This is a genomic window from Microbacterium sp., from assembly GCF_017305435.1.
GTDB lineage: Bacteria > Actinomycetota > Actinomycetes > Actinomycetales > Microbacteriaceae > Microbacterium.
The window spans coordinates 99694-121647 of sequence record NZ_JAFKIP010000003.1; the positions used below are offsets into that span (position 1 = coordinate 99694).

Genomic DNA, 21954 nt, shown 5'->3' on the forward strand with positions numbered 1-21954 from the left:
TCAGCTCCTCACTGCTCGTTCGATGAACTGGCCGTGATGATCTGGCCCCACGTGGCGACCGTCGGAGCCGACGAGAACACCGCGCGAGTACACGCTGTGGATGCGTCCGCGCACCGCCCACCCTTCCCAAAGGTTGTAGTCCACATTCTGCGTCTGCGTTTCCGCGGACAGGACGGTGGTGGAGTCGGGGTTGAGGAGAGTGAGGTCGGCGTCCGCGCCGACCCGGATGGCCCCCTTACGGGGGTAGAGGCCGAATGTCTTCGCTGGTTCCGTGGCGATGACCTGCGCGAACTTCTCCAGCGTCAACCGGCCCTTGGCCACACCCTCGGAGTACGTCACGAGCACGCGGTTCTCCACCCCGGGCCCGCCGTTGGGGATGTCGCGGAAGTCGTGCCGCCCCTTGTCCTTCTGACCCACCAGGCACAGGGGGCAGTGGTCGGAGGAGACGACGGAGAGGTCACCCTCACCCAGTGCCTTCCACAACCGCGCCTGGTCTCGTCGGGTTCGCAGCGGCGGGGTGAGAACGTATTTAGCGACGTCGAAGTCGTCGGAGTCGTACACGGAGTCATCAAGCGACAGGTAGTGCGTGCAGGTCTCCGCGGACACCGGAAGCCCCTCGGCTCGCGCCTCTTGCACGCGGTCGACCGCTTCTTCGGTGGAGAGGTGGACGAAGTAGGGGGCGGAGTCGGTGAGTCGCGCGATCATGATGGCCCGGTTCACCGCCTCCGCCTCTGTCGCGGAGGGACGGGCGAGCTTGTGGTATCGCGGCAGGGTCTTGCCCTCGTCCACGAGCTGCTGCGAGATGGCGTCGATGACGTCACCGTTCTCCGCGTGGATGCAGATGCGACTTCCCTGGGATGCGGAGGCGCGAAGAACCTCGAAGAGCTGACGGTCATCGACCATGACCGCGCCCTTGTAGGCCATGTAGACCTTGAAGGAGCTGATCCCATCGTTCACCAGTGACGCCATGTCGGTGGTGATGCTGGGATACCAGGACGAGATGGTGGCGTGGAAGGAGTAGTCGACCGCGCACTGACCGTACATCTTCTCCGACCACCGCTCGTAGAGGGCCGGCAGAGGCTCGCCCTTGCTTTGAGGGGCGAAGTCGATGATGGTGGTGGTCCCACCGGCCGCTGCGGCTCGTGTTCCCGTCTGATGCGTATCGGTGGTGTGCCCCAGGCCTGACGGGGAGTCCATGTGCGTGTGCACATCTACCCCACCGGGGAGCACCACAAGTCCTGAGGCGTCGATGACCGACTCGGCCCTCGCACTGCCGGGGGGCGCAAGCCTGGCGATGACTCCGTCGTCGACGAGGATGTCGGTGTCGATAGGGCCGTCCTCGGTCACGACGGTGCCGTTGGTGATGACGAAACTGGTCATGCGCGTGTTGCCGCCTTGCCGGCGCCGCCGCGAACCGCGGTGCCGATGATCTCGAACCGCAGCCCGCCTGCAAGCGCGACCCCGTAGGTCATGCGGGCGGGGAAGGGCGCGGTGAACCGCGTCCGGTACACCCGGTCGAACTCAGCGAAGGAGGCGACGTCGGTGAGCACGCACGTCACCTGCGCGACGTCCGCGAAGCTCAGGCCGTACTCCGCGAGGGTGGCCCCGAAGTTATCCAGTGCCAGAGCAACCTCGTCCTCAAACCGTTCGGGCAGTTCGCCTTCGGCGCTCTTGCCGAAGTGGCCTGCGAGGTACACGGTGTGTTCGTCGGCGACGGCGAGGGAGTAGCTTCCTCCCGGCAGGGCGCGGCCTTCGACGGTTTCCAAGTGATGCATCATCTGATTCGTTTCCTTCGCTTTAGCGGGTGTTCTTTCGCCCGGTGGCGACTTGCAGCAGAACCGCGGCGGCGATGATGACGCCCTTGATGATGTCCTGCGGGTACGACGGGACGCCCATGAGGTTCATGATGTTGCTGATGAGTCCGAGGATGAGGACCCCGACCACGGTGTTCATCACGAAGCCGCGACCGCCGGCCAGGCTGGCGCCGCCGATGACGACCGCGGCGATGGCGTCGAGCTCTGAGCCCATGCCCATTCCTGCGCTGGCCGTGGATGTCCGCGACGCGAGGAATACGCCGGCACCGGCGGCGAAGACGCCGGAGAGCACGTAGGTGGACAGCACGAAGCCCTTTGTCCGCACACCGGCCAGGCGAAGTGCGGTCTCGTTGCTGCCGATTCCGATGACCTTTCGCCCGTAGCCGGTGAAGCGCTGGACGAAGAGGCAGGCGATAACGACGATCGCCGTGATCCAGATCAGTGGGTATCCCATTTGCGGGCTGGCCAGCACGTTGAGGTTCTGCTCGATCTGGATGGGCCGGCCGTTGGTGATGAGGTAGGACGTGCCCCGGGCAATGGTCATCACCGCGAGGGTGGCGACGAAGCCTTGGACCTTCCCGAAGGCGACCATGGCGCCCGAGATCACGCCGAATGCCAGGCCCGTGAGCAGGGCCGCGCCGACGGCGAGCCAGACGTTGACTCCGACGCTCATCAGCGCCGCGGCCGTCGTCGCGCCCACAGCCATCAGCGACCCGACCGACAGGTCGATGCCGCCCGCTTGGATGACGAACAGCATCCCCAGCGCGACCAGCATGGGCCCCGCCTGTTGAAGGAGGATGTTTCGCAGATTCATCGGGTCCAGGAACGCGTCCGACATGAACGCGCACGCGACAATCAGCATCACGAAGATGATGAAGATGTTGTTCCTGATGAGAACTTGTTTGATGTTGATGGTCGTCTTAGGCACGGTCTTCCCGCTTCACTCCCATGGCGTGCTGCATGATTTCTTCCTCGTTTATGTCGGAGCCCGTCAATTCGGCGACGGTCTCTCCCTCGCGCATGACGTAGACCCGGTCGCACAGTCCGATGACTTCGGGGAGCTCGGAGGACACGACGATCACCGCGAATCCCTCTCGAGCAAGCGCCCCGATGTTCTTGTAGATCTCGCCTTTGGCTCCGACGTCCACTCCTCGCGTTGGCTCGTCGAGGATGATGAGCTTGAGTTCTCTCGCGAGCCATTTGGCGACGGACACCTTCTGCTGGTTCCCGCCTGACAGCGACGAGACCGGGTCCTCTATCGAGCCGTACTTCGTGTCGAGCTTGGCGAGGAGGTCCCGCACCCGCTGGCCCTCCGGCCGCGGGTTGATGAAGCCGACAGCCGTCTGCCCGACCATCGCCGTGTTGAAGCGGATGCTCTGCTCCTGCACGAGTCCTTGATGCTTGCGGTCCTCCGGCACGAGACCGATTCCGCGGCTGACTGCCCCCCTCGGACCGCGCACATGCAAGCGCTCACCCTCGAACGACACCGTCCCGGAGGTTGCTCGGTCGGCTCCGAACACCGCACGCATGAGCTCGGTGCGCCCGGATCCGACGAGTCCGGCGAAGCCGACGATTTCGCCGGAACGGGCGGTGAATGACCCGTTCTTGACGCGCGACCCTGCCCGCAGGTTCTCCACTCGGAGGATCTCGGCGCCGGGCACACGGTCCTTCGGCGGGAACATCTGCTGCAGGTCTCGCCCCACCATCATCCTGATGAGGCTTTCCTCGGTGACGTCTGCGGTGGGCCTGCTGTCCACCAGCCGCCCGTCCTTGAGCACGGTCAGCCGGTCGCAGATCTCGAAGAGCTCATTGAGCCGGTGTGAGACGTAGAGGATTGCCACGTCTTCCTCCTTGAGCTTGCGGATCAGCTGGAGGAGGGCGCGCGACTCCGAAGCGGTGAGTACCGCGGTGGGCTCGTCGAAGACAATCACGCGAGGCGAACCCACCAGCGCTTTGCAAATCTCCACGATCTGCTGTTCAGCCACCGTGAGCTCTTGGATGCTCTGTCGCGGGTCGATGTGACCGAAGCCAATATCTGTGAGGAGAGTCGACGCGCGTCGCTCCAGACTGCGCCAGTTGATGTACGGGCGGCCTTTCTGGTGCAGCTCGTCCAGGAACAGACTCTCCACGACGGTGAGGTCGGGAGCCAGCATGAACTCCTGGTAGATGATGGCGATACCGTGGTCTCGCATAGTGCGCGGGGAGACCGCGTGGATCTCCTCTCCCGCCACCACGACTGTGCCGCTGTCTCGCCGGTAGGCGCCGGCAAGGATTTTGATGAGTGTGGACTTGCCGGCTCCGTTCTCGCCGATAAGGCCCTGGATCTCCCCGGGACGAAGCGACAGGTCGACATCGCTCAGCGCGTGGATGCCACCGAACTGCTTGGAGATGCCCCGCATCTCCACCACCGGCGCCCTGCTGCCGCTCATGTGCTCTGTGTTGTCGTTCATCGCTTCGTCCCGGGGCCTCTCAGAACCCTCGGTCCATGTACTGGGCGACGTTCTCCTTTGTGATCGCGACGGCCTCTGTCAGCGTCACGAAGTCGAAGTCGTCAGCGGTCTTCTCACCCGAGAGGATCTGAGCCGCGATGTCGACGGCGGTCTCGCCGATGAGGTCGGGGCTGTTCAGACCAGTGGCGAAGTACTTGCCGTCCGCGATGAGGGCGAGCGCTTTGGCGGCGCCGTCGGCAGCTGCCACGATGTCCACGTCGTCCTTGCCGGCGTTCGCCAGCGCGGTCATCGCTCCGAAGAGCATGTCGTCGTTCTCGCCAAAGACCGTGGTGATGTTCGGGTGCGCAGTGATGATGTCCTCCATCGCCTGAAGGCCGCCGTCCTCAGACCAGTCGCCGAAGCCTTGTGCCACGATCTTGAGCTGCGCGTCGGGGTAGGCCGCAGATCCGGTGTCCTTGAGTGTCTGCTCCAACTCCTCGGCTTCCTTGAGGGCGTCTGCGGCCGGCTGACCGGTGCGCTGTTCGATGAACCCGGCGAGCAGGCCCACTCGACGCTGGTAGCTCCCGAGATCCACCTTCGAGCCGCTCAAAATCACACCTTCGATGGGCTTCGTGGTGCTCTGGGCGTAGGCCTCACCGACAAGCCGGGCGTTCTCGGGGTTGTTCGCGTAGACGTTCGTCACGATCTTCGCGCCTTCAGCTGCTGCATTGTCCACCGCGATCACGGGGATCCCGGCCTCGTCCGCGAGCGCGATGCTCGGCAACGCCGCTTCCGGCTCCACCGGGTCGATGAAGATGACGTCCTTCTTCTGGGAAATGAAGGTCTCGAGGTTGGACGCCTCCTGCTGGACGTCGTTCCCGGCATCCAGGACGGAGACGTCCCATCCCATCTCTTCGCCATGCTTCTTGATCGCCTCACCGAGCGCGACAAAATAGGGCGCATCCTGGGTCTTGAGGGAGAAGCCCACGGAGATGGTCTCCGCACCCCCTACGTCGCCGCCCGTGCCGTCGCTGCTGCAGCCGACAAGGCCGGTCACGGCCATCGCCCCGGCGGCGGCTACCGCCGCTAGGCGCATCAAAGTGTGCTTCATCGTTCCTCCTGGTGGTGTCCTCGTTGATCGCTACCGGGTCATCGCATTCGCTTTGACATCATCACGATAGCGTCATGTCTATCAGAAGTGATAGACGAGTCGGTGGCGTTCCACCGATATTTCCAAGATGTAAACGATGAGGTGCCGACCGCCAAGCACGCCACCCGCCCATGGCGTGGGGCGCGTCAGCGCACCGTCCTGCTCATCCACGGGGTCAGGCTTGCCCCCCCCCGCGCCGAGGCAGTCTTCCGTCAGAACGCCGCTGGCAAGAGCCACGGCGACCGATCTACCGGCCCAGCGAGCCGCCGATTGTGCTCCCTCCCGAGGCCCCCGGCATCGGGATCTGACAAAAGAGGGATCACAGAGCGAGTTCGTGCGGCTTTACGCAAATCTTACGCAAGCAGGCAACTCTATGAGAAAGCTATGGCCCGCGATCCCAGTGTTTTCAAGGGATCTCGGGCCATTTCAGTTCGCGGAGACGGAGGGATTTGAACCCTCGGTCCCCGTAAGGGGACTCCACCTTAGCAGGGTGGTGCACTAGGCCTGACTATGCGACGTCTCCAGGCGTCCAACGGCCGAAGCCGTGCGAACGCACCCGGCAATCATAACCGGTGCCGACGCTCCCGCCGAACCACGACAGCCGCTGGACGGCCGAAGGATCAGCGCTGTGCCTGCGTGCAGGTCACCTGCTTGGCGGTCTGGCCGGTGATGGTCGGCGGGAGCGCGACCGGGGTCTCCGTCGCCGCCGCATCCGTCCCGGCATCCGGCGCCGCGGCATCCGTCGCGGTCGGGTCCGGCGTCGCCGACGGCGTGGCCGGCGCCTGGTCCGCCTCGCCGACGACGGCGGTGCCGTAGCCGTCGCTCGTCGACCCGGTCAGCTGGAACGGCTGGTTGGCGGCGAGCGCGTCGAAGAGCACCGACGCGGCATCCGTCAGAGGCACGACGCGCGAACCGTCAGAGGCATAGGCGGTCGGGTACTGCACGAAGGCGATGTCCTCGTACGGCACGGAACGCACGGCCATCGCGATCTGCACCATGCGCTGCGGGTTGGCCAGAGAGTTGCTCAGCACGAGCTGCCCGTTCGTCACCTGCTGCACGGCGGTTGTCGCGAGGTTCAGGAGCGTCGCGGGGTTGCCGAGCACGCCGCCGGACTGGAGCTTCCGCACCATCGAACTCATGAACTGCTGCTGGTTCGAAATGCGGCCGAGGTCCGAACCATCGCCGATCCCATGGCGGATGCGCAGGAACTGGAGCGCCTCGACGCCCTGGAGCGTGTGGGTACCGGCCGTGAGGTTGAGGCCCGTGTGATCGTCGCTGATGTCGTCCGCGACGCAGACGTCGACGCCGCCGATGGCGTCGGACATGCTGATGACGCCCGTCCAGCGGATCGCCGCGGCGTACGTGATGTCGACACCGGTGAGCTGCTCGACCGTAGCCACCGAGCACGCCAGACCGCCGTACATGTACGAGACGTTCAGCATCTGCGCACTCATCGCCGAATACTGGGTGCCGTCCTCCCCCGTGCACGCCGGGATCGGGACGATCATGTCGCGAGGGAAGGAGACGACCGTGACCCGCCGCGGCTCGTCGGAGATGTGCACGAGCATCGTGACGTCGTTGCGCTCGCCGTCGGTGTCGCCCGCCTGGCACGCGCCCGACAGAGCCGTGTTCGGCCCCTCACACGAGTCAGTCCCCACGAGCAGCATGTTCACGCCGCCCTCGATCTCGCCGATCGACGGGGGCAGCTGCGAATCGTCGTCGCCGATCGAGACACCGGCCGCCTCGACGGCGCGCGCGGCATCCCACACCGCAAACGCACCGACCGCGCTCACGCTGATGACGGCGACCGCGACGATCGCACCGAGCACCGTGAGCACCTGCAGGAACGGGTTCGGGGAGCGGAGGATGCCGTGCCGTGCAACGGGCGTCCGTCGCGCGCGATCACTGCGTGCGCTCACGGGTGTCCTTTCGACGAAAAGCGGAGGGTGTGGGATTCGAACCCACGGGACATTGCTGCCCACTGGTTTTCAAGACCAGGTCCATCGGCCGCTCGGACAACCCTCCCGTACAGCAGGGCGAGTCTAGTCGAGGCGACCCCTCATCTTCCCGCGCGCGCCTGAGCGGCCCCTGAACGGCACGGCAGAACACGCCGCATGCATGCCGGGTACCCGCGCGGTCAGAGCGCGCGGAGCACGTCGGCGACGCCGCCGGAGTGCACGGATGCCGTCGTCTCGCCCGCCTCGCGGCGCACCTCATCGGGACCCTGGCCCATCGCGATCGCCCGCCCGCCGTGCTCCAGCGCCCAGCGGAACATCCCGACGTCGTTGCGGCCGTCGCCCATCACGAGAACGCGCTCCGGCGGGACGCCGAGCCAGGTGCGCACCTTCTCGAGGGCCGTCGACTTATCGACGCCCTGGGGCGCGATGTCGAGCCAGGCCGACCACCCGACGGCGTACGACACCTTGGTGAGCCCGATCCGTTCGACGAGCGAGAGGAAGTCCTCGTCGGACTCGTCCGGCGAGACGACCACGACGCGGCAGACGGGCTGCGCGGACAGCTCCGCGAAGGTCACCCGGCGCGCGTGCACGAGGTTCCAGTCATCCATCGGCTCGGTGTACAGCCGCGCCCCGTCGGCGAGCTCGACCATGTACTTCGCGCGCGGCAGATGATCGCGCAGGTGCGCCAGCACCTCGGTCGGGTCGAACGTCTCGACGTGGAACCGCTCGTACAGGCTCTCCTCGCCGAGGTCGCCCGACGCACGCTTCATGATGACGGCCCCGTTCGAACAGACCGCGTATTCGGGAGCGAGCGCCAGGACGTGCTGGATGCCGCGGGTCCCCTCCCACGACCGCCCCGTCGCGAGCATCACCTCGTGCCCCGCGCGGTGCGCGTGAGCGATCGCTTCGACGACGCCCGGGCTGAGCGTCTCGTCCTCGAGCAGCACGGTCCCGTCGACGTCGAGCGCGATGAGGAGCGGCTCGGTGGGAACGGTGGGATCCTCGGCATCCGCCGCGATCTCTTCGACGAGGTCCGCCACCTTCCGCGGCTTCACGATCTCGATCGAGCCCGTCGGCGGCAGCTTCGCCTCGCCCGCGCCCGTCACGGAGTCGACTCCGCGACCGGCCTCGCCTCGGACAGCCCGCCGAGGTACGGCCTCAGCACCTCGGGGATGACGACCGATCCGTCCGCCTGCTGGTGCGTCTCGAGGATCGCGACGATCCAACGGGTCGTCGCGAGCGTGCCGTTCAGCGTCGCGACGGGCCCCGTCTTCGCATCCGGGGCCGGGCGGTAGCGCACGTCGAGCCGACGCGCCTGGTAGCTCGTGCAGTTCGACGTGCTCGTGAGCTCCCGATAGGCGCCCTGCGTGGGCACCCACGCCTCGACGTCGTACTTGCGCGCCGCCGACGAACCGAGGTCGCCGGCAGCGACATCGATGACGCGGTAGCTGAGACCGAGGTCCTGCAGCATCTGCTCCTGCAGCGCGACGAGCCGCAGGTGCTCCGCCTCGGCATCCTCCGGGGTCGTGTAGACGAACATCTCGAGCTTGTTGAACTGGTGCACGCGGATGATGCCGCGCGTGTCCTTGCCGTAGGAACCCGCCTCACGGCGATAGCAGGTCGACCAGCCGGCGTAGCGCTTGGCGCCGGATGCCAGGTCGAGGATCTCGCCCATGTGATAGCCGGCGAGGGGCACCTCGCTCGTCCCGACGAGATAGAGGTCGTCGGCCTCGAGCTTGTAGACCTCGTCCGCGTGCTGACCCAGGAAGCCCGTGCCCCGCATGACCTCGGGGCGGACGAGCGTCGGCGGGATCATCGGGATGAACCCGGCATCCACCGCGCGCTGCAGCGCGAGCGACATGAGCGCGTACTCGAGGCGCGCGCCGATCCCGGTGAGGAAGTAGAAGCGCGAGCCCGACACCTTGGTGCCCCGCTCCATGTCGATCGCGCCGAGCTTCTCGCCGAGGGCGAGGTGGTCGAGCGGCTCGAAGTCGAAGGCGCGCGGCTCGCCGTGCGTGCGGAGCGTGACGAAGTCGTCCTCTCCCCCGGCCGGGACCCCGTCGATGACGATGTTCTCGATGCGCGCGAGCGCGGTCTCGGCCTCGGCCTCGGCCTCGGTGACGGCGGTCTGCGCGGCCTTCACGCGGTCGCTGAGGTCCTTCGCCTGCGCGACGAGGGCGGGCTTGTCCTCCTTCGGCGCCTTCGCGACGAGCTTGCCGTGCGCGTTCTGCTCCGCGCGCAGCTCCTCGAACGCCGTGATCGCGGCCCGACGCGCACGATCGGCCGCGACGGCGGCATCCACCGTCTCCGGCGACTGCCCGCGCGCCTCCTGCGAGCGCTTGACGAGGTCAGGGTTGTCGCGGAGGAGAACGAGATCGATCACCCGGACAGTCTAGTTAGGTGCCATACACCCGACGGCGGGCTTGAGGTCAAGGCTCCGGCTGACACGTCGGGCAGTATTGCGCGGCGCCCTTCGAGCCGGGGAGGTCGGCGACGGTGTTCCCGCACACGGGGCACGGCGCACCCCTGCGCCCGTGCACGCGCATCGCCGCGACCTTCCGCGCCTTGAGCTGGTCGATCGGCACCCCCTCGCGCGCCCTGAACGCCGCTGCGAGCTCGCCGCGCATCGCCTCGTACAGCGACGCGCGCTGCCCCGCATCGAGGTCCGCCGCGTGCGTGAGCGGCCAGAGCCGCGCGGCGTGGAGGATCTCGTCGGAGTACGCGTTGCCGATGCCGGCGAGCGACTCCTGCTCCTGCAGGAGCGCCTTGAGCTGCTTGCGCCTGCCGACGAGCACGCGGTCGAGATCTTCGGTCGCGTAGTCGGCGGATGCCGGGTCGGGACCAAGCTTCGCGAGCGCGGGCAGCGCTCCGGCGTCGTCCGCGACCGAGAGGGTGAGCGACAGCCACGCGCCGGCATCCGTGATCTGCAGCACGGCGCCGCTTTCCAGGGCCATGCGCGCGATGACCGGCGCGGCGCCGTCCGCGGCATCCGCATCGGGCCACGCCATCCACCCCGCCCGCCCGAACCCGACGACGAGCGACGGCCCGTCGGTGTCGATCGCGACGTGCTTGCCGAAACGCCGGATGCCGCTGACGGTCCGGCCCGCCAGCTCGTCGAGGGAACGGTCGCGGGTCTTCAGGGCGCCATACTCCTCGAGCTCGATCCCCACGATCCGAGACCCGACCAGATGCTCCCGCAGGAAGCCCGCGAGAGCGGCGACTTCGGGCAACTCCGGCATGCGCCCCATGGTCCCATCTCGCGTGCGTCGGCACCAGAGCGCGCCTTCGGTCGCGCCGCCCCCGACGCGCACCGGTATCGTGGCGACATGCCCCCGGCCGACAGCGCGACGACCCCCGAGCCCGCCGCGTCGACGAAGCGCGCGGCGCTCGTCTACAACCCGACGAAGGTGGATGCCGACGCGCTGCGCGCGCAGGTGACCGACCACGCCTCCCGCGCAGGCTGGGCCGAGCCGCTCTTCTACGAGACGACTGTGGACGACCTCGGCGACGGCGTGACGCGCGAAGCCTTGGATGCCGGGGCAACGGCCGTCCTCGTCGCGGGCGGCGACGGCACCGTCCGCGCCGTCAGCCAGGCGATGGCGGGCTCCGGCGTGCCGCTGGCGATCGTGCCCAGCGGCACCGGAAACCTCCTCGCCCGCAACCTCGGCCTGCCGCTCGCCGACCCGGCCGCGATGGTCGCGGCGGCATTCGAGGGCGACGTGCACGCGATCGACGTCGGCTGGGCGCGACTCGTGCGTCCGGACGGGAGTCACGAGGAGCACGCGTTCGTCGTGATGGGCGGCATGGGCCTCGACGCCGCGATGATCGCGAACACGCGCGGCGACCTCAAGAAGAAGGTCGGCTGGGTCGCGTACGTCGACGGCGCCGCGAAGTCCCTCGTGAAGGCCAAGCCCTTCCCGATCATGTATCAGGTGCTCGGGCACCGGATGCATCGCGCGCACATCCAGAGCGTCCTGTTCGCGAACTGCGGGTCGCTGCCGGCCGGTCTCGAGCTGATCCCCGAGGCATCCGTCGCCGACGGCGACCTCGACGTCGTCATCTTCCAGCCCAAGAATCCGATCGGCTGGCTCGCCGTCTGGCGCCGTGTCGCGTGGGACAACAGCGTGCTGCGGAAGTTCCGCGCCGGCCGGCGCATCCTGCGCCTGCGCACGAAGGACAACTCGGTGCGGTACGCGAAGGGCGCCGGGGTCGAGCTCGCCGCCGCGGCGGCGCAGCCGATCCAGCTCGACGGCGACGAGTTCGGCGAGGCGACCGCGGTGAGCGCGCGAGTGGATGCCGGTGCCCTCCGCCTCGCCGTCCCGGCCGGGCACCCCGCGCCCGGCCGGTAGTCTCCATGCCCTCGCCTTCGCTCGTCTGGTTCCGCGACGACCTGCGACTCGCCGACAACCCCGCGCTGCGCGCCGCCGTGGACCGCGACGAGCCGATCATCGGGGTCTACCTCCTCGATGAGGAGAGTCCCGGCATCCGACCCCTCGGCGGCGCGGCACGCTGGTGGCTGCACCATTCCCTCGCCGAGCTCGGCGAGCGACTGCGCGAGAAGGGCTCGGCGCTCGTCCTCCGCCGCGGGGCCGCCGCCGACGTCCTGCCCGCCCTCGTGCAGGAGGCGGGCGCCGGAGCCGTGTACTGGAACCGGCGCTACGGCGGCGCGGAACGGGGCGTCGACGCCGGGCTCAAGGAGACGCTCCGCGCGGACGGCATCGAGGTGTCGTCGTTCGCGGCATCCGTCCTCTTCGAGCCGTGGACGGTGCGGACGGGAGCGGGAACGCCCTACGGCGTCTTCACGCCGTTCTGGAACGCGTGCCGCCAGCTCCCGCCGCCGCGGGAGCCCCTGCCCGAGCCGCGCGAGCTCCGCAGGCCCGGGCGGCACCCGGCATCCGACGCTCTCGACGACTGGGGCCTGGTGCCGACCGCGCCCGACTGGGCCGCGGGCCTGCGCGAGCGCTGGCAGCCCGGCGAAGTCGCGGCGCGGGCGCGCCTGGACGAGTTCCTGCGCGAGGATGCCGCGGACTACGACCGCGCCCGCGACGAACCCGCCGGCGGCGCCACCTCGCTCCTGTCGCCGCGTCTGCGCTGGGGTGAGCTCAGCCCGCACGCGATCTGGCACGCGGCCGTGTCGTCGGATGCGCCGGTCGGCGGCTTCCTCTCCGAGCTCGGCTGGCGCGAGTTCGCCTGGCACATCCTCTTCCACTTCCCCGAGCTCGCGACGAAGAACCTGCGCTCCGCGTTCGACGCGTTCCCGTGGCCGCGCCTGCACCCGACGCGACTGCGCGCGTGGCAGCGCGGCGAGACCGGCTACCCGCTCGTCGATGCCGGGATGCGCGAACTCTGGCGATCCGGCTACATGCACAACCGCGTGCGGATGGTCACGGCATCCTTCCTCGTCAAGAACCTCCTCATCGACTGGCGCCGCGGCGAGGAGTGGTTCTGGGACACGCTCGTCGACGCGGATGCCGCATCGAACCCCTTCAACTGGCAGTGGGTCGCCGGGTCGGGCGCCGACGCCGCCCCCTACTTCCGGATCTTCAACCCGGAACTGCAGGCGAAGAAGTTCGATCCCGACCGCCGGTACATCCGCGAGTGGGCGCCGGATGCCGTCGACGACGACGCTCGGGAGCCGATCGTCGACCTCGCCGAGACCCGGAAGGCGGCTCTCGCCGCGTACGAGGTCGTCAAGCGCGCCTGACCCAGCGTCCGCCCGCTGCGCCTTCGCCGAGCCTTCGCCTGCGCGCGCCTGCGCCGAGTGTCCAAGACACGCGGACGGGGCGCGCCGGGGCTCCGCGTGTCTTGGACACTCGCGGGCGTGCGGAATGGCGGCGGGGCGCGCAGCGTTGGGGTGAAGGATGACTCCCGCGCTCTCCGTCCTCGATCTCGTCCCCGTCCGCACCAGCCAGACCAGTGCGCAGGCCGTCGCCGCCTCGCTCGCGCTGGCCGCCCGCGCCGACGAGCTCGGCTACCGCCGCTACTGGTTCGCCGAGCACCACAACATGCCGGCCGTCGCCTCGACGACCCCGCCGGTCCTCGCCGCCGCCGCCGCAGCGCGCACGAAGAGCATCCGCGTCGGCTCGGGCGGAGTCATGCTGCCCAATCACGCGCCCCTCGTCGTGGCCGAGCAGTTCGCGGCGCTCGAGGCGATCGCGCCGGGCCGCGTCGACCTCGGCATCGGGCGCGCCCCGGGGAGCGACCCCGTCATCACGCAGCTGCTGCGCATGAGCGGCACGACGAGCGACGTCGACCGCTTCCCCGACCACATCCGCGACATCCTCGCGCTCACCTCCCCCGAGGGCGCGGGCTACCGCCTCGCCGGACGCCCGGACGGCGAGGACCACTACGGCGTGCACGCGACGCCCGCGGCGACCGGGGCTCCCGAACTGTGGCTGCTCGGCTCGTCGGACTACTCGGCGCAGCTCGCGGCGGCCTTCGGCCTGCCGTACGTCTTCGCCAACCACTTCTCCGGCGACGGCCTCGAGCGCGCACTCGACCTGTACCGGCAGAACTTCCAGCCGTCCGCGCACCTCACCGCTCCCCGCACGTTCCTCACGGCGAACGCCGTCGTCGCCGACACCGCGGCGGAAGCCGAGGAGCGGATGCTGCCGCAGGCCCGCATGATGGCGCGCCTGCGCGGCGGACGCCCGCTCGTCGCGCTCGAGACCGTCGAACAGGCGCAGGATGCCGAGGGCTCCGATCGCCTCGCCGCACCGCTCATCGACGCGCTCCGCCGCCGCTGGTTCGTCGGCGAGGGCGCGGAACAGCGGGGCCGCCTCGCCGCGTTCGCCGCGGCGCACGGCGTCGACGAGATCATGATCTCGCCCGTCGCCGGCGCCTACGCCGCCGAGCCGATGGATGCCGCGACCGGCCGCACCCGCACGCTCGAACTCCTCGCCGCCTGACCCTCCCTCCCGAGGGTGCACTCGTTTCCGCCGAGGGTGCACTCGTTCTGGCGCCGAACACCACGTGGACGCAAACAAAGGCACCCCCGCGCGAAACGAAGGCACCCCCGCGCGAGGCGAGGGGTCAGGCCTCGGGTTCGCCGGAGATGAGGCCGCGCAACCAGTCGCGCGCTTCGAGGAAGACGTCGTCGGAGTAACGCTCGGGGTAGTGCACGATCGCGCGGTCCGCGCGCGGGTACGACCCCAGGTAGATGACCTTCGGGCTGAACCGGCGCAGGCCCAGCAGCGCATCGGCCATGCGCTCGTCCTGCACGTGCCCGTCGGCGTCGATCACGAACCGGTAGCGCCCGAGCGCGTCGCCGATGGGGCGCGAGGCGAGCAGCGAGAGGTTGATGCCGCGCGTCGCGAACTGCTCGAGCAGCTCCAGCAGCGCACCCGGGTACTCCTCGGGCAGCTCGACGATGAGGGACGTCTTGTCCGCCCCCGTGGGTGCGGGTGCGGGGGCGGTGCGGCTCACGAGCACGAACCGTGTCACGGCGTTCGCATTGTCGCCGATGCGCTCGGCGAGCAGTTCGAGGTCGTAGTGGTCGAGGATGCCGGGGGGTGCGATCGCGGCATCCGCATCGCTCACGCCGTCGATGATCCCGACCGCCGCCGCGACGTTCGAGGCCGCGGGGATGTGCGCGTGCTCGGGCAGCTCTTTCGAGAGCCACCGCAGGCACTGCGCATACGCGACGGGGTGGGCGGCGACGAGGTTCACGTCCTCGAGGCGCGTGCCCGGGCGTGCGACGAGCACGAAGTTCACCGGCACGAGGTACTCGCCCACGATCCGGAGGCCCGGCATGGTGGCGAGCGCGTCCTGCGCCGTCGAGACGCCCCCGTCGACGGAGTTCTCGATCGCGATCATCGCGGCATCCGAGCGCCCGTCGACGACGTCCGCGAGCGCTTCGCCGACGTTGCGCACGGGGCGCCAGATCTGATCGCGCGCCTCGGGCACCTGGCTGAGCGCCGCCTCGGTGAACGTGCCGGCCGGCCCGAGATAGCTGTACGTGCGGCGCGTCCGCGTGGTGTCGGGTGCGGCGGAATCAAGGCTCACGAGGCTCAAGCCTAGCCGCGCGACCGCCTCCCGACCTCGGCGGGCGCCACGTATCCTGAACGACATGACGACTCCCCGCCTCCGCCGTCTCCTCCCCGTCGCCGCGGTCTCCGTCGCCGCCGTCCTCACGCTCGGCCTGAGCGCGTGCGTGCCGGAGTCCGCCTCACCGAGCCCGTCGGGGTCGAGCGCGTCGGCGCGTCCCTCCGCCTCGGCATCCGGCACGGCGTCGGCCACGCCCGCGACCTCCCCGTCGGGGGACGCCGCGGCGTGCCTCGTCGGGACGTGGAACATGGGCCAGAGCGAGCTGGAGAGCTTCTACGCCGACGTCAACGGCGCTCTGGCCGGCGCCGGAGTGACCTTCACGCCGCAGGGTTCGGCGACCCTCGCGCTGGGCGCGGACGGCGCGTTCACCTGGACGCCGGCGGTACAGCTGGATGCCGCCGTGTCGGGCACGACGATCCTCGTAACCATCGGGGGCGACATCACCGGCACCTACTCCGCGACGGCCGACCGGATCACGACGGCGAACCAGTCGACCGATGGGCTGCAGGTCTCGGCGACGATCAACGGCGCGGAGACCGATGCGGGCACCGTGACCCAGGAGATCGCGGGCGCGCCCGTCACCGACGCGTCGTACACATGCGCGGGCGACACCTTGACCCTCGTGTCGCAGATCGGCGGCGCCCCCGCGACATCCGTCCTCCACCGAGGCTGACGCCGCGCCTGAGCACGGTCGATGCAGGCCGGCGCCGGCAGTGACAGACTGTGGACATGAGCCGCGCAGGACAGCCCGCAGAAGCCTCCGACCTCATCGACATCGATGAGCTGATCGCCGCCTACTACGATCGCAAGCCCGATGCCTCCGTGCCGGAGCAGCGAGTCGCCTTCGGCACGAGCGGCCATCGCGGGTCGTCGCTCTCGACGAGCTTCAACGAGGACCACATCCTCGCCACGACGCAGGCGATCGTCGACTACCGCGCGACGCAGGGCATCACGGGCCCGCTCTTCCTCGGGCGCGACACGCACGGGCTCTCGCTGCCCGCCGAGCGGACCGCGGTCGAGGTCCTCGTCGCGAACGGCGTCGACGTCCGCGTCGACTCCCGCGACTCGTGGGTGCCGACGCCCGCGCTCTCGCACGCGATCCTGACCTACAACCGCGGGCGCGCCGCCGACGACTCGGGCCGGGCGGACGGCATCGTGGTGACGCCGTCGCACAACCCGCCGCGTGACGGCGGCTTCAAGTACAACCCGCCGCACGGCGGCCCCGCCGACACCGACGCGACGGGCTGGATCGCCGACCGCGCCAACGCCCTCATCGCCGCCGGGCTCGAGGGTGTCACGCGCACCCGCTTCGCCGACATCGACGCCGACGGCCTCGGCACGTACGACTTCCGCGAGGGGTACGTCGCCGATCTCGCGAACATCATCGACGTCGAGGCGATCCGTCGCGCCGGGGTCCGGATCGGTGCGGACCCGCTCGGCGGAGCCTCGGTCGAGTACTGGGCCCTCATCGGCGAGCGGTACGGGCTCGACCTCACCGTCGTGAATCCCGAGGTCGACCCGACGTGGCGGTTCATGACCCTCGACTGGGACGAGAAGATCCGGATGGATCCCTCGTCGCCCTCGGCCATGGCATCCCTCGTCGCGCGTCGCCACGAGTACGACATCCTCACCGGCAACGATGCGGATGCCGACCGGCACGGCATCGTGACGCCGGATGCCGGGCTCATGAACCCCAACCACTACCTCGCCGTCGCGATCGACTACCTCTACGGGCACCGACCGAGCTGGCCGGCGGACGCGGCGGTCGGCAAGACGCTCGTGTCGTCGATGATCATCGACCGGGTCGCCGCGGCGCTCGGGCGGAGGCTCCTCGAGGTGCCGGTCGGATTCAAGTGGTTCGTTCCGGGACTGCTCGACGGCTCCGTCGCCTTCGGCGGCGAGGAGTCGGCCGGAGCGTCGTTCCTGCGTTTCGACGGCACCGTGTGGACGACCGACAAGGACGGCATCCTGCTGTGCCTGCTGGCCTCCGAGATGCTCGCGGTGACCGGCAAGACGCCGTCGCAGCGCTACGCGGAGCTGGAGGCCGAGTTCGGCGCATCGGCGTACCAGCGGGTGGATGCCCCGGCGACGCCCGCACAGAAGTCCGCGCTCTCCCGGCTCTCCCCCGACGCGGTCACCGCGACCGAGCTCGCCGGCGAGCCGATCACGGCGAAGCTGTCGCACGCCCCCGGCAACGGCGCCGCGATCGGCGGCCTGAAGGTGCAGACGGAGCACGCGTGGTTCGCGGCGCGCCCGTCGGGCACGGAGGACGTGTACAAGCTCTACGCCGAGTCCCTGCGCGGGCCGGAGCATCTCGCCGAGGTGCAGGCCGAGGCCCGCGCCGTCGTCGCGGAAGCGCTCGGCGGGGTCTGATCAACGCACATCTCTGCTGAGACGGAACGCATCGCATCCCGTCTCAGCAGAGATCCCGCTCCTCGAGGTCGCGGGGGCGCCTCTCAGTGCACCCGTGCCCGGCGCGAACGGCGGACGGCCACCGTCAGGGCAAGACCCGCGAGCAGCGCCACGAGCGCGCCGAGGGGCAGCACGGCATCCAGCTGACCGCCGGTCGCGGCGAGGTCGCCGGGAGCCCGCACCGTCACGGGAGCCCAGCCGATCAGCGCGCCGTCGGCATCCGTCACCGCGAGGCGATGCGCCCCGGGTGCCGTGTCGGCGGGGATCGTCACGGAGATCTCGCCCGCCGCGGAGACCGTGCGCGTGCCGAGGTGCACGGGCGACGAGAACAGCCAGGCATCCACCGACGCTCCGGCACGCCCCGCGCCGACGCCCACCGTGAACGCCGTGCCCGCCGTGACGGTCGACGGTGCGGTGACCGGCCCTCGCGTCTGATCGGTGAGCGCCGAGGATGCCGGTGCGCCCGGCCCGCCCGTCTCGGGCAACCCCGTTCCCGGCTCACCCGTGCCCGGCTCACCCGTGCCCGGGCCGGTCGGTGCCGCGACGCCCACGATCGGCGACGACACGACCGCGTCGCCCGTGACGAATCCCTCCGCCACCGCGGTCACCGCGACCCGCAGTTCGCGGTCGACATCCGCCGCCGTCACCGTGTAGGTCGGCGCCGTCGCGTCCGCGAGCGGCTCGCCGTCGCGCGTCCACTGGTAGGCGAGCGTCGCACCGACGGGGTCGACCGATAGGGCCGAGGCCGACAGCTGCGACCCCACTTCCGCCGTGCCCGTGATCGAGACCTGTCCGAGCACGGTCGTCCGCTGCACCGCCACACGGTACGTCTTCGACGTCTCGTCCGGCGCCGTGACCGTCACGGTCGCGACACCCGCACCGTCCGCCGGCTGCACGACCTGCACACGTGCGTCCGCGTCGACGGCGACCGCCGACACCTGCGGCCACGCCGAGCCGGGCGTGACGACGTCGTAGTCGAGGCGGTCGGCGGCGAACCCGTCGACCCCGTTCCCGCCGACGACGAGGCGGGCGAGGTCCGCGATGCCCGCGGGCGCCGCGGCGAGACCGTAGATCTCGACCTCGGAGACGATCATGTGCGTCGCCGGGCGCGCCTGCAGCACGACGCGTACCTCGTCGGCGGTGACCCCGCCGAGCGGCACATCGACGACGGGCGCACCGGTCGCCGGTGCCGGCACGTCGATCTCCTCGCCCGCGACCCACTCGCCGCCCGCGGTGCGGTGCTCGACGCGGAGCGTCTGCGCCCACGTGGTGCCGCCGTCGCGATAGAAGAAGACCTTCACGTGGCCGACCTGTTCGGTGCCCGCGAGGACGTAGGTCAGGGTGTCCTGGGCGTTCTTCGTGCCGGAGCGCCAGTTCGACCAGCCCTTGTCGCTCGTCACGCCGTTCTTCGTCCGGTCGACGCTGTAGCTCGCGCTCTCGGTGAACGTCGCCGATGCGCGGCTGTTGGGAGCGACGTTGCGCTCCGAGGCGGCGGTCACGATGACGTTGAGCGTCGCCGCGACCGTGCCGTCGCCGGTCGTGATCGTACCGGGGACCGAGACGACGCCGGTGTTCGCGAAGGAGGCATCCGTCACGTCGCCCCACTCCCACGTGACCGGCGCGTCATAGGCCGTTCCGCCCAGGCGCACCTCGGCGGGAACCGAGGCGGGCGCGGCGGCCTGCACGTGCGCGAGCGTCGCACCCGCATAGGTCGTGAGCGAGACGGGCCGCGTCGCGGCGTACGCGCCGACCTCGATCGTGGCGACGGCGCCCGTGAACGGCGCGCCGAAGATGTCGGTGCCGTGGCCGGTGACGCGGGCGGTGCCGGGGGCGGAGAAGTCCGCGCCGGCGAGATCCCACTCGACGGATGCCGTGCGGGTGACGCCGCCGCGATACTGCAGCGTCACGGCCGCGGGGAGGGCGGGCGCCTCGCCGACGACCGTCGCCGCCGTGACGGGGACGATGCCCTCGACACGCGTGGATGCCGGCGTCCAGCGCTGGTTCCCGCCGTTGTTGGAGGTCCACGTGCCGACGGTGGTGCCGTCCGCCGTGCCCTGTCCGTTGACGTCGAGCACGCGCTCGGCGCTGACGCTGAGCAGCGACCAGGTCTTTCCGTCGGTCGTCGTGGGGATCCACTGCAGCGAGGGGTCGTCCGCCGCGGCAGCGGCCGTGACGAGGCGCGTGCTCGTGCCGTCGACGCCGAGATAGCGGCCGTCGGCGTTCTTCAGCGCGATCCGGTGCCGGTTCGTGCCCGCACCCGAGATCGACTCGACGGTCCACGCCTGCGGAGTCGCGGATGCCGCATCGACGCCGCTCGTGCGGATCGCGAGGCCCGCCCCCGCCGTGAGCGCCTTGCCGCTCTGCACGCCGATGAGCTGGTACGTCTCGCCGTCTTCGAACACCGCGGCATCCGCCGCGACACCGGAGACCCCGGTCACGATGAACGTCGTCACCGACTTCGCCGGCACGGTGAGGGTCGCCGACTTCGTGGCTGCGTCGACCGCGACGGGGGCGCCGGCGACGAGCGCGTGATCGGTGACGTCCTGCGCAGACGACTGCGTCGTGACGATCGGGGTGACGGTCGCGCCCGGCGCGATCTCGCCGAAGCGGGAGAGATCGAGCTGCACGTCGCGCTCCGCGGCATCGGAGTTGATGTGCACGAGGGTCACGCCCTCGTCGGTCAGGGCCGCCGTAGTCTGCGTGTTGTCGGTCGGGATGAGGCGGTCACCGGGCTGGATGTAGTGGGTGAAGTTCCGCACGGTGTTGAACTTCGCATTTGTGAGTACCTTGCACGACGGGTCGGCCTCGCCCGCCGCCAGCCGTCGCTCCGAGTTGCCGTCGGCGTTGCAGTCGAAGTCGATGAAGACGCTCCCCCAGTTGAGCTTCTCCACGCGCTGCATGTTGTAGAGGTCCTCGACCGGCTGCCAGAACACCCACGCGCTCGGCTCGAGCTCGCGCAGATCGTCGACGATGCGGGCGGCCATGCCGAGCCCGTTCTCGATGTTCGTCTGGTTGAAGCCCGTGCCGTCCCAGTCGCCTTCGACTTCGCTCATCCAGAGCGGCTTGTCGGATGCCTTGGCGATGTCACGGGCGACGAGGCGGTCGCCCGTGCCGTACGTGTGCACGTTGAGCTGGTCGACGAGGCCCTTCGACTGCGTGGACCAGCCGTTCCAGTTCTGCACGAAGATCGACGGGTTCGTCTCGTCCATCGCCGAGATCTTGACGTCCGTCGTCGTGCCCGGCTGCGCGAGACGCTCGGCGAGCACCTGGATCATCTGGTCCTGCCGCGCAGGGCCGATGTGGGCGCCCTCCTGACGGCTGGCGCTCGTGGGCCACTGCGACCCCGCGGGGATGCGGGTCTGCCAGTAGTTCGTGTTGGGCTCGTTGAACGGGTCGAGGGTGTCGAAGTGGATGCCGTGGGCGCGCTCGAGCTCTTCGACGACGTTCACGAGGTAGCTGGCGAAGTCGTCCATCTTGCTCGTCGGCAGCTGTTCGCTGGTCGCGTTGTTGATGCCGCCGGAGACGAAGCCGCTCTCCGTGAGGAAGTACGGCGGTGAGTTGCTGAAGGCCTCCCAGTGGGTGACCTTGTCCTTGAGCGCGTCGATCCACCAGCGCTGCGCGCCGTCGGCGTCGAAATCGTAGGATGCCGGGTCCTCGCCGTTCCACGCGGCCGCATAGCGATCGCGATCGGCGTACGTCGAGGTGATCTCGCCCTGCCCGTCGCTCGCGTCGAGATCGGGGTTCCACCACCCCGGCACGGCGCCGCCCGGGCGGAGGTACGAAGGCACGTCCGTCGCGTTCCCGCCGCCGATGTTGTAGCGCGCGATGTTGAGGTTCAGACCCTCCTCGCCGAAGACGGCGTCGAAGAGGTCCTGCCGCACGTCGGCGGGGTAGTTTCCCGTGGCGTTGGCGAACCACACGAGGCTCGTCCCCCAGCCCTCGAAGGGCTCGCCGGGGGTGGTCGGGTTCGGCGTGATCCGAGTGGTCGTCGTCGCCGCAGCAGCGACCGATACGGCGGGCGATGCCGTTGCGGCTCCCGCGACGAGGCCGCTCGCGGCGAGGGCTCCGGCGCACACGAGCGACAGGAGGCGGTGGGACGTCATCGTCATTCCTTTCGTGTTGACGTCAACATGTTGACGTCAACA

The 21954-nt window shown here is 69.6% G+C and carries 17 protein-coding genes and 2 tRNA genes; 5 read left to right on the forward strand and 14 right to left on the reverse strand.

Annotated elements, in window-relative coordinates; translation table 11 throughout:
* The 12 genes from hydA to J0I43_RS03955 form a co-directional block, all read right to left on the reverse strand.
* Entirely contained in the window at window positions 1-1380 is a 1380-nt protein-coding gene (gene hydA / locus J0I43_RS03900) for a dihydropyrimidinase (RefSeq protein ID WP_292859350.1), read from the reverse strand.
* A complete protein-coding gene (locus J0I43_RS03905) occupies window positions 1377-1766 on the reverse strand; it encodes a Rid family hydrolase (RefSeq protein ID WP_292859354.1) in 390 nt (129 codons plus the stop codon). Before J0I43_RS03905 ends, hydA begins: the two co-directional genes overlap by 4 nt.
* A 31-nt stretch (window positions 1767-1797) precedes the next feature.
* A complete protein-coding gene (locus J0I43_RS03910) occupies window positions 1798-2742 on the reverse strand; it encodes an ABC transporter permease (RefSeq protein ID WP_292859357.1) in 945 nt (314 codons plus the stop codon).
* Complete coding sequence (locus J0I43_RS03915; protein ID WP_292859360.1) at window positions 2735-4264, reverse strand: sugar ABC transporter ATP-binding protein; 1530 nt, start codon at window positions 4262-4264, stop codon at window positions 2735-2737. Before J0I43_RS03915 ends, J0I43_RS03910 begins: the two co-directional genes overlap by 8 nt.
* A 19-nt stretch (window positions 4265-4283) precedes the next feature.
* Window positions 4284-5306, reverse strand: coding sequence for a substrate-binding domain-containing protein (locus tag J0I43_RS03920; protein WP_292859363.1), 1023 nt, complete (start codon window positions 5304-5306; stop codon window positions 4284-4286).
* 129 nt (window positions 5307-5435) lie between these two features.
* Window positions 5436-5564: a hypothetical protein gene (locus tag J0I43_RS03925; RefSeq protein WP_292859366.1), complete on the reverse strand. Its 129-nt coding sequence runs from the start codon at window positions 5562-5564 to the stop codon at window positions 5436-5438.
* Between the two features lie 263 nt (window positions 5565-5827).
* Window positions 5828-5916, reverse strand: a tRNA-Ser gene (locus J0I43_RS03930).
* A gap of 97 nt (window positions 5917-6013) precedes the next feature.
* Window positions 6014-7312, reverse strand: coding sequence for an LCP family protein (locus J0I43_RS03935; protein WP_292859368.1), 1299 nt, complete (start codon window positions 7310-7312; stop codon window positions 6014-6016).
* A 21-nt stretch (window positions 7313-7333) separates the two neighbouring features.
* Window positions 7334-7418 (reverse strand) — tRNA-Ser (locus J0I43_RS03940).
* A gap of 112 nt (window positions 7419-7530) precedes the next feature.
* A complete protein-coding gene (locus J0I43_RS03945; protein ID WP_292859371.1) occupies window positions 7531-8457 on the reverse strand; it encodes an HAD family hydrolase in 927 nt (308 codons plus the stop codon).
* A complete protein-coding gene (gene serS, locus J0I43_RS03950; RefSeq protein WP_292859375.1) occupies window positions 8454-9734 on the reverse strand; it encodes a serine--tRNA ligase in 1281 nt (426 codons plus the stop codon). The genes J0I43_RS03945 and serS overlap by 4 nt, the downstream gene beginning before the upstream one ends.
* Window positions 9735-9780: 46 nt before the next feature.
* Window positions 9781-10590: a DNA-formamidopyrimidine glycosylase family protein gene (locus J0I43_RS03955; RefSeq protein WP_292859378.1), complete on the reverse strand. Its 810-nt coding sequence runs from the start codon at window positions 10588-10590 to the stop codon at window positions 9781-9783.
* An 87-nt stretch (window positions 10591-10677) separates the two neighbouring features.
* Between J0I43_RS03955 and J0I43_RS03960 the strand changes: the two genes are divergently transcribed.
* The 3 genes from J0I43_RS03960 to J0I43_RS03970 all read left to right on the forward strand — a co-directional run bounded on the left by J0I43_RS03960 (window position 10678) and on the right by J0I43_RS03970 (window position 14259).
* Window positions 10678-11700 (forward strand): diacylglycerol kinase family protein, encoded by a 1023-nt coding sequence (locus J0I43_RS03960; protein ID WP_292859381.1) that lies wholly within the window; start codon window positions 10678-10680, stop codon window positions 11698-11700.
* Between the two features lie 5 nt (window positions 11701-11705).
* Complete coding sequence (locus J0I43_RS03965; protein WP_292859384.1) at window positions 11706-13055, forward strand: deoxyribodipyrimidine photo-lyase; 1350 nt, start codon at window positions 11706-11708, stop codon at window positions 13053-13055.
* Window positions 13056-13212: 157 nt separating this feature from the next.
* Window positions 13213-14259, forward strand: coding sequence for an LLM class flavin-dependent oxidoreductase (locus J0I43_RS03970; RefSeq protein ID WP_292859387.1), 1047 nt, complete (start codon window positions 13213-13215; stop codon window positions 14257-14259).
* 124 nt (window positions 14260-14383) lie between these two features.
* Here J0I43_RS03970 and pheA read toward each other — a convergent pair whose 3' ends face one another.
* Complete coding sequence (pheA, locus tag J0I43_RS03975) at window positions 14384-15355, reverse strand: prephenate dehydratase (protein WP_292859390.1); 972 nt, start codon at window positions 15353-15355, stop codon at window positions 14384-14386.
* A gap of 64 nt (window positions 15356-15419) precedes the next feature.
* On the opposite strand from pheA, the gene J0I43_RS03980 reads away from it, so the two are divergent.
* Window positions 15420-16070 (forward strand): hypothetical protein, encoded by a 651-nt coding sequence (locus J0I43_RS03980; protein ID WP_292859393.1) that lies wholly within the window; start codon window positions 15420-15422, stop codon window positions 16068-16070.
* Between the two features lie 56 nt (window positions 16071-16126).
* Window positions 16127-17770, forward strand: a complete 1644-nt coding sequence (gene pgm / locus J0I43_RS03985; protein ID WP_292859396.1) for a phosphoglucomutase (alpha-D-glucose-1,6-bisphosphate-dependent) — start codon at window positions 16127-16129, stop codon at window positions 17768-17770.
* Window positions 17771-17853: 83 nt separating this feature from the next.
* Here pgm and J0I43_RS03990 read toward each other — a convergent pair whose 3' ends face one another.
* Complete coding sequence (locus J0I43_RS03990; protein ID WP_292859399.1) at window positions 17854-21912, reverse strand: glycoside hydrolase; 4059 nt, start codon at window positions 21910-21912, stop codon at window positions 17854-17856.
* Between the last annotated feature and the right edge of the window lie 42 nt (window positions 21913-21954).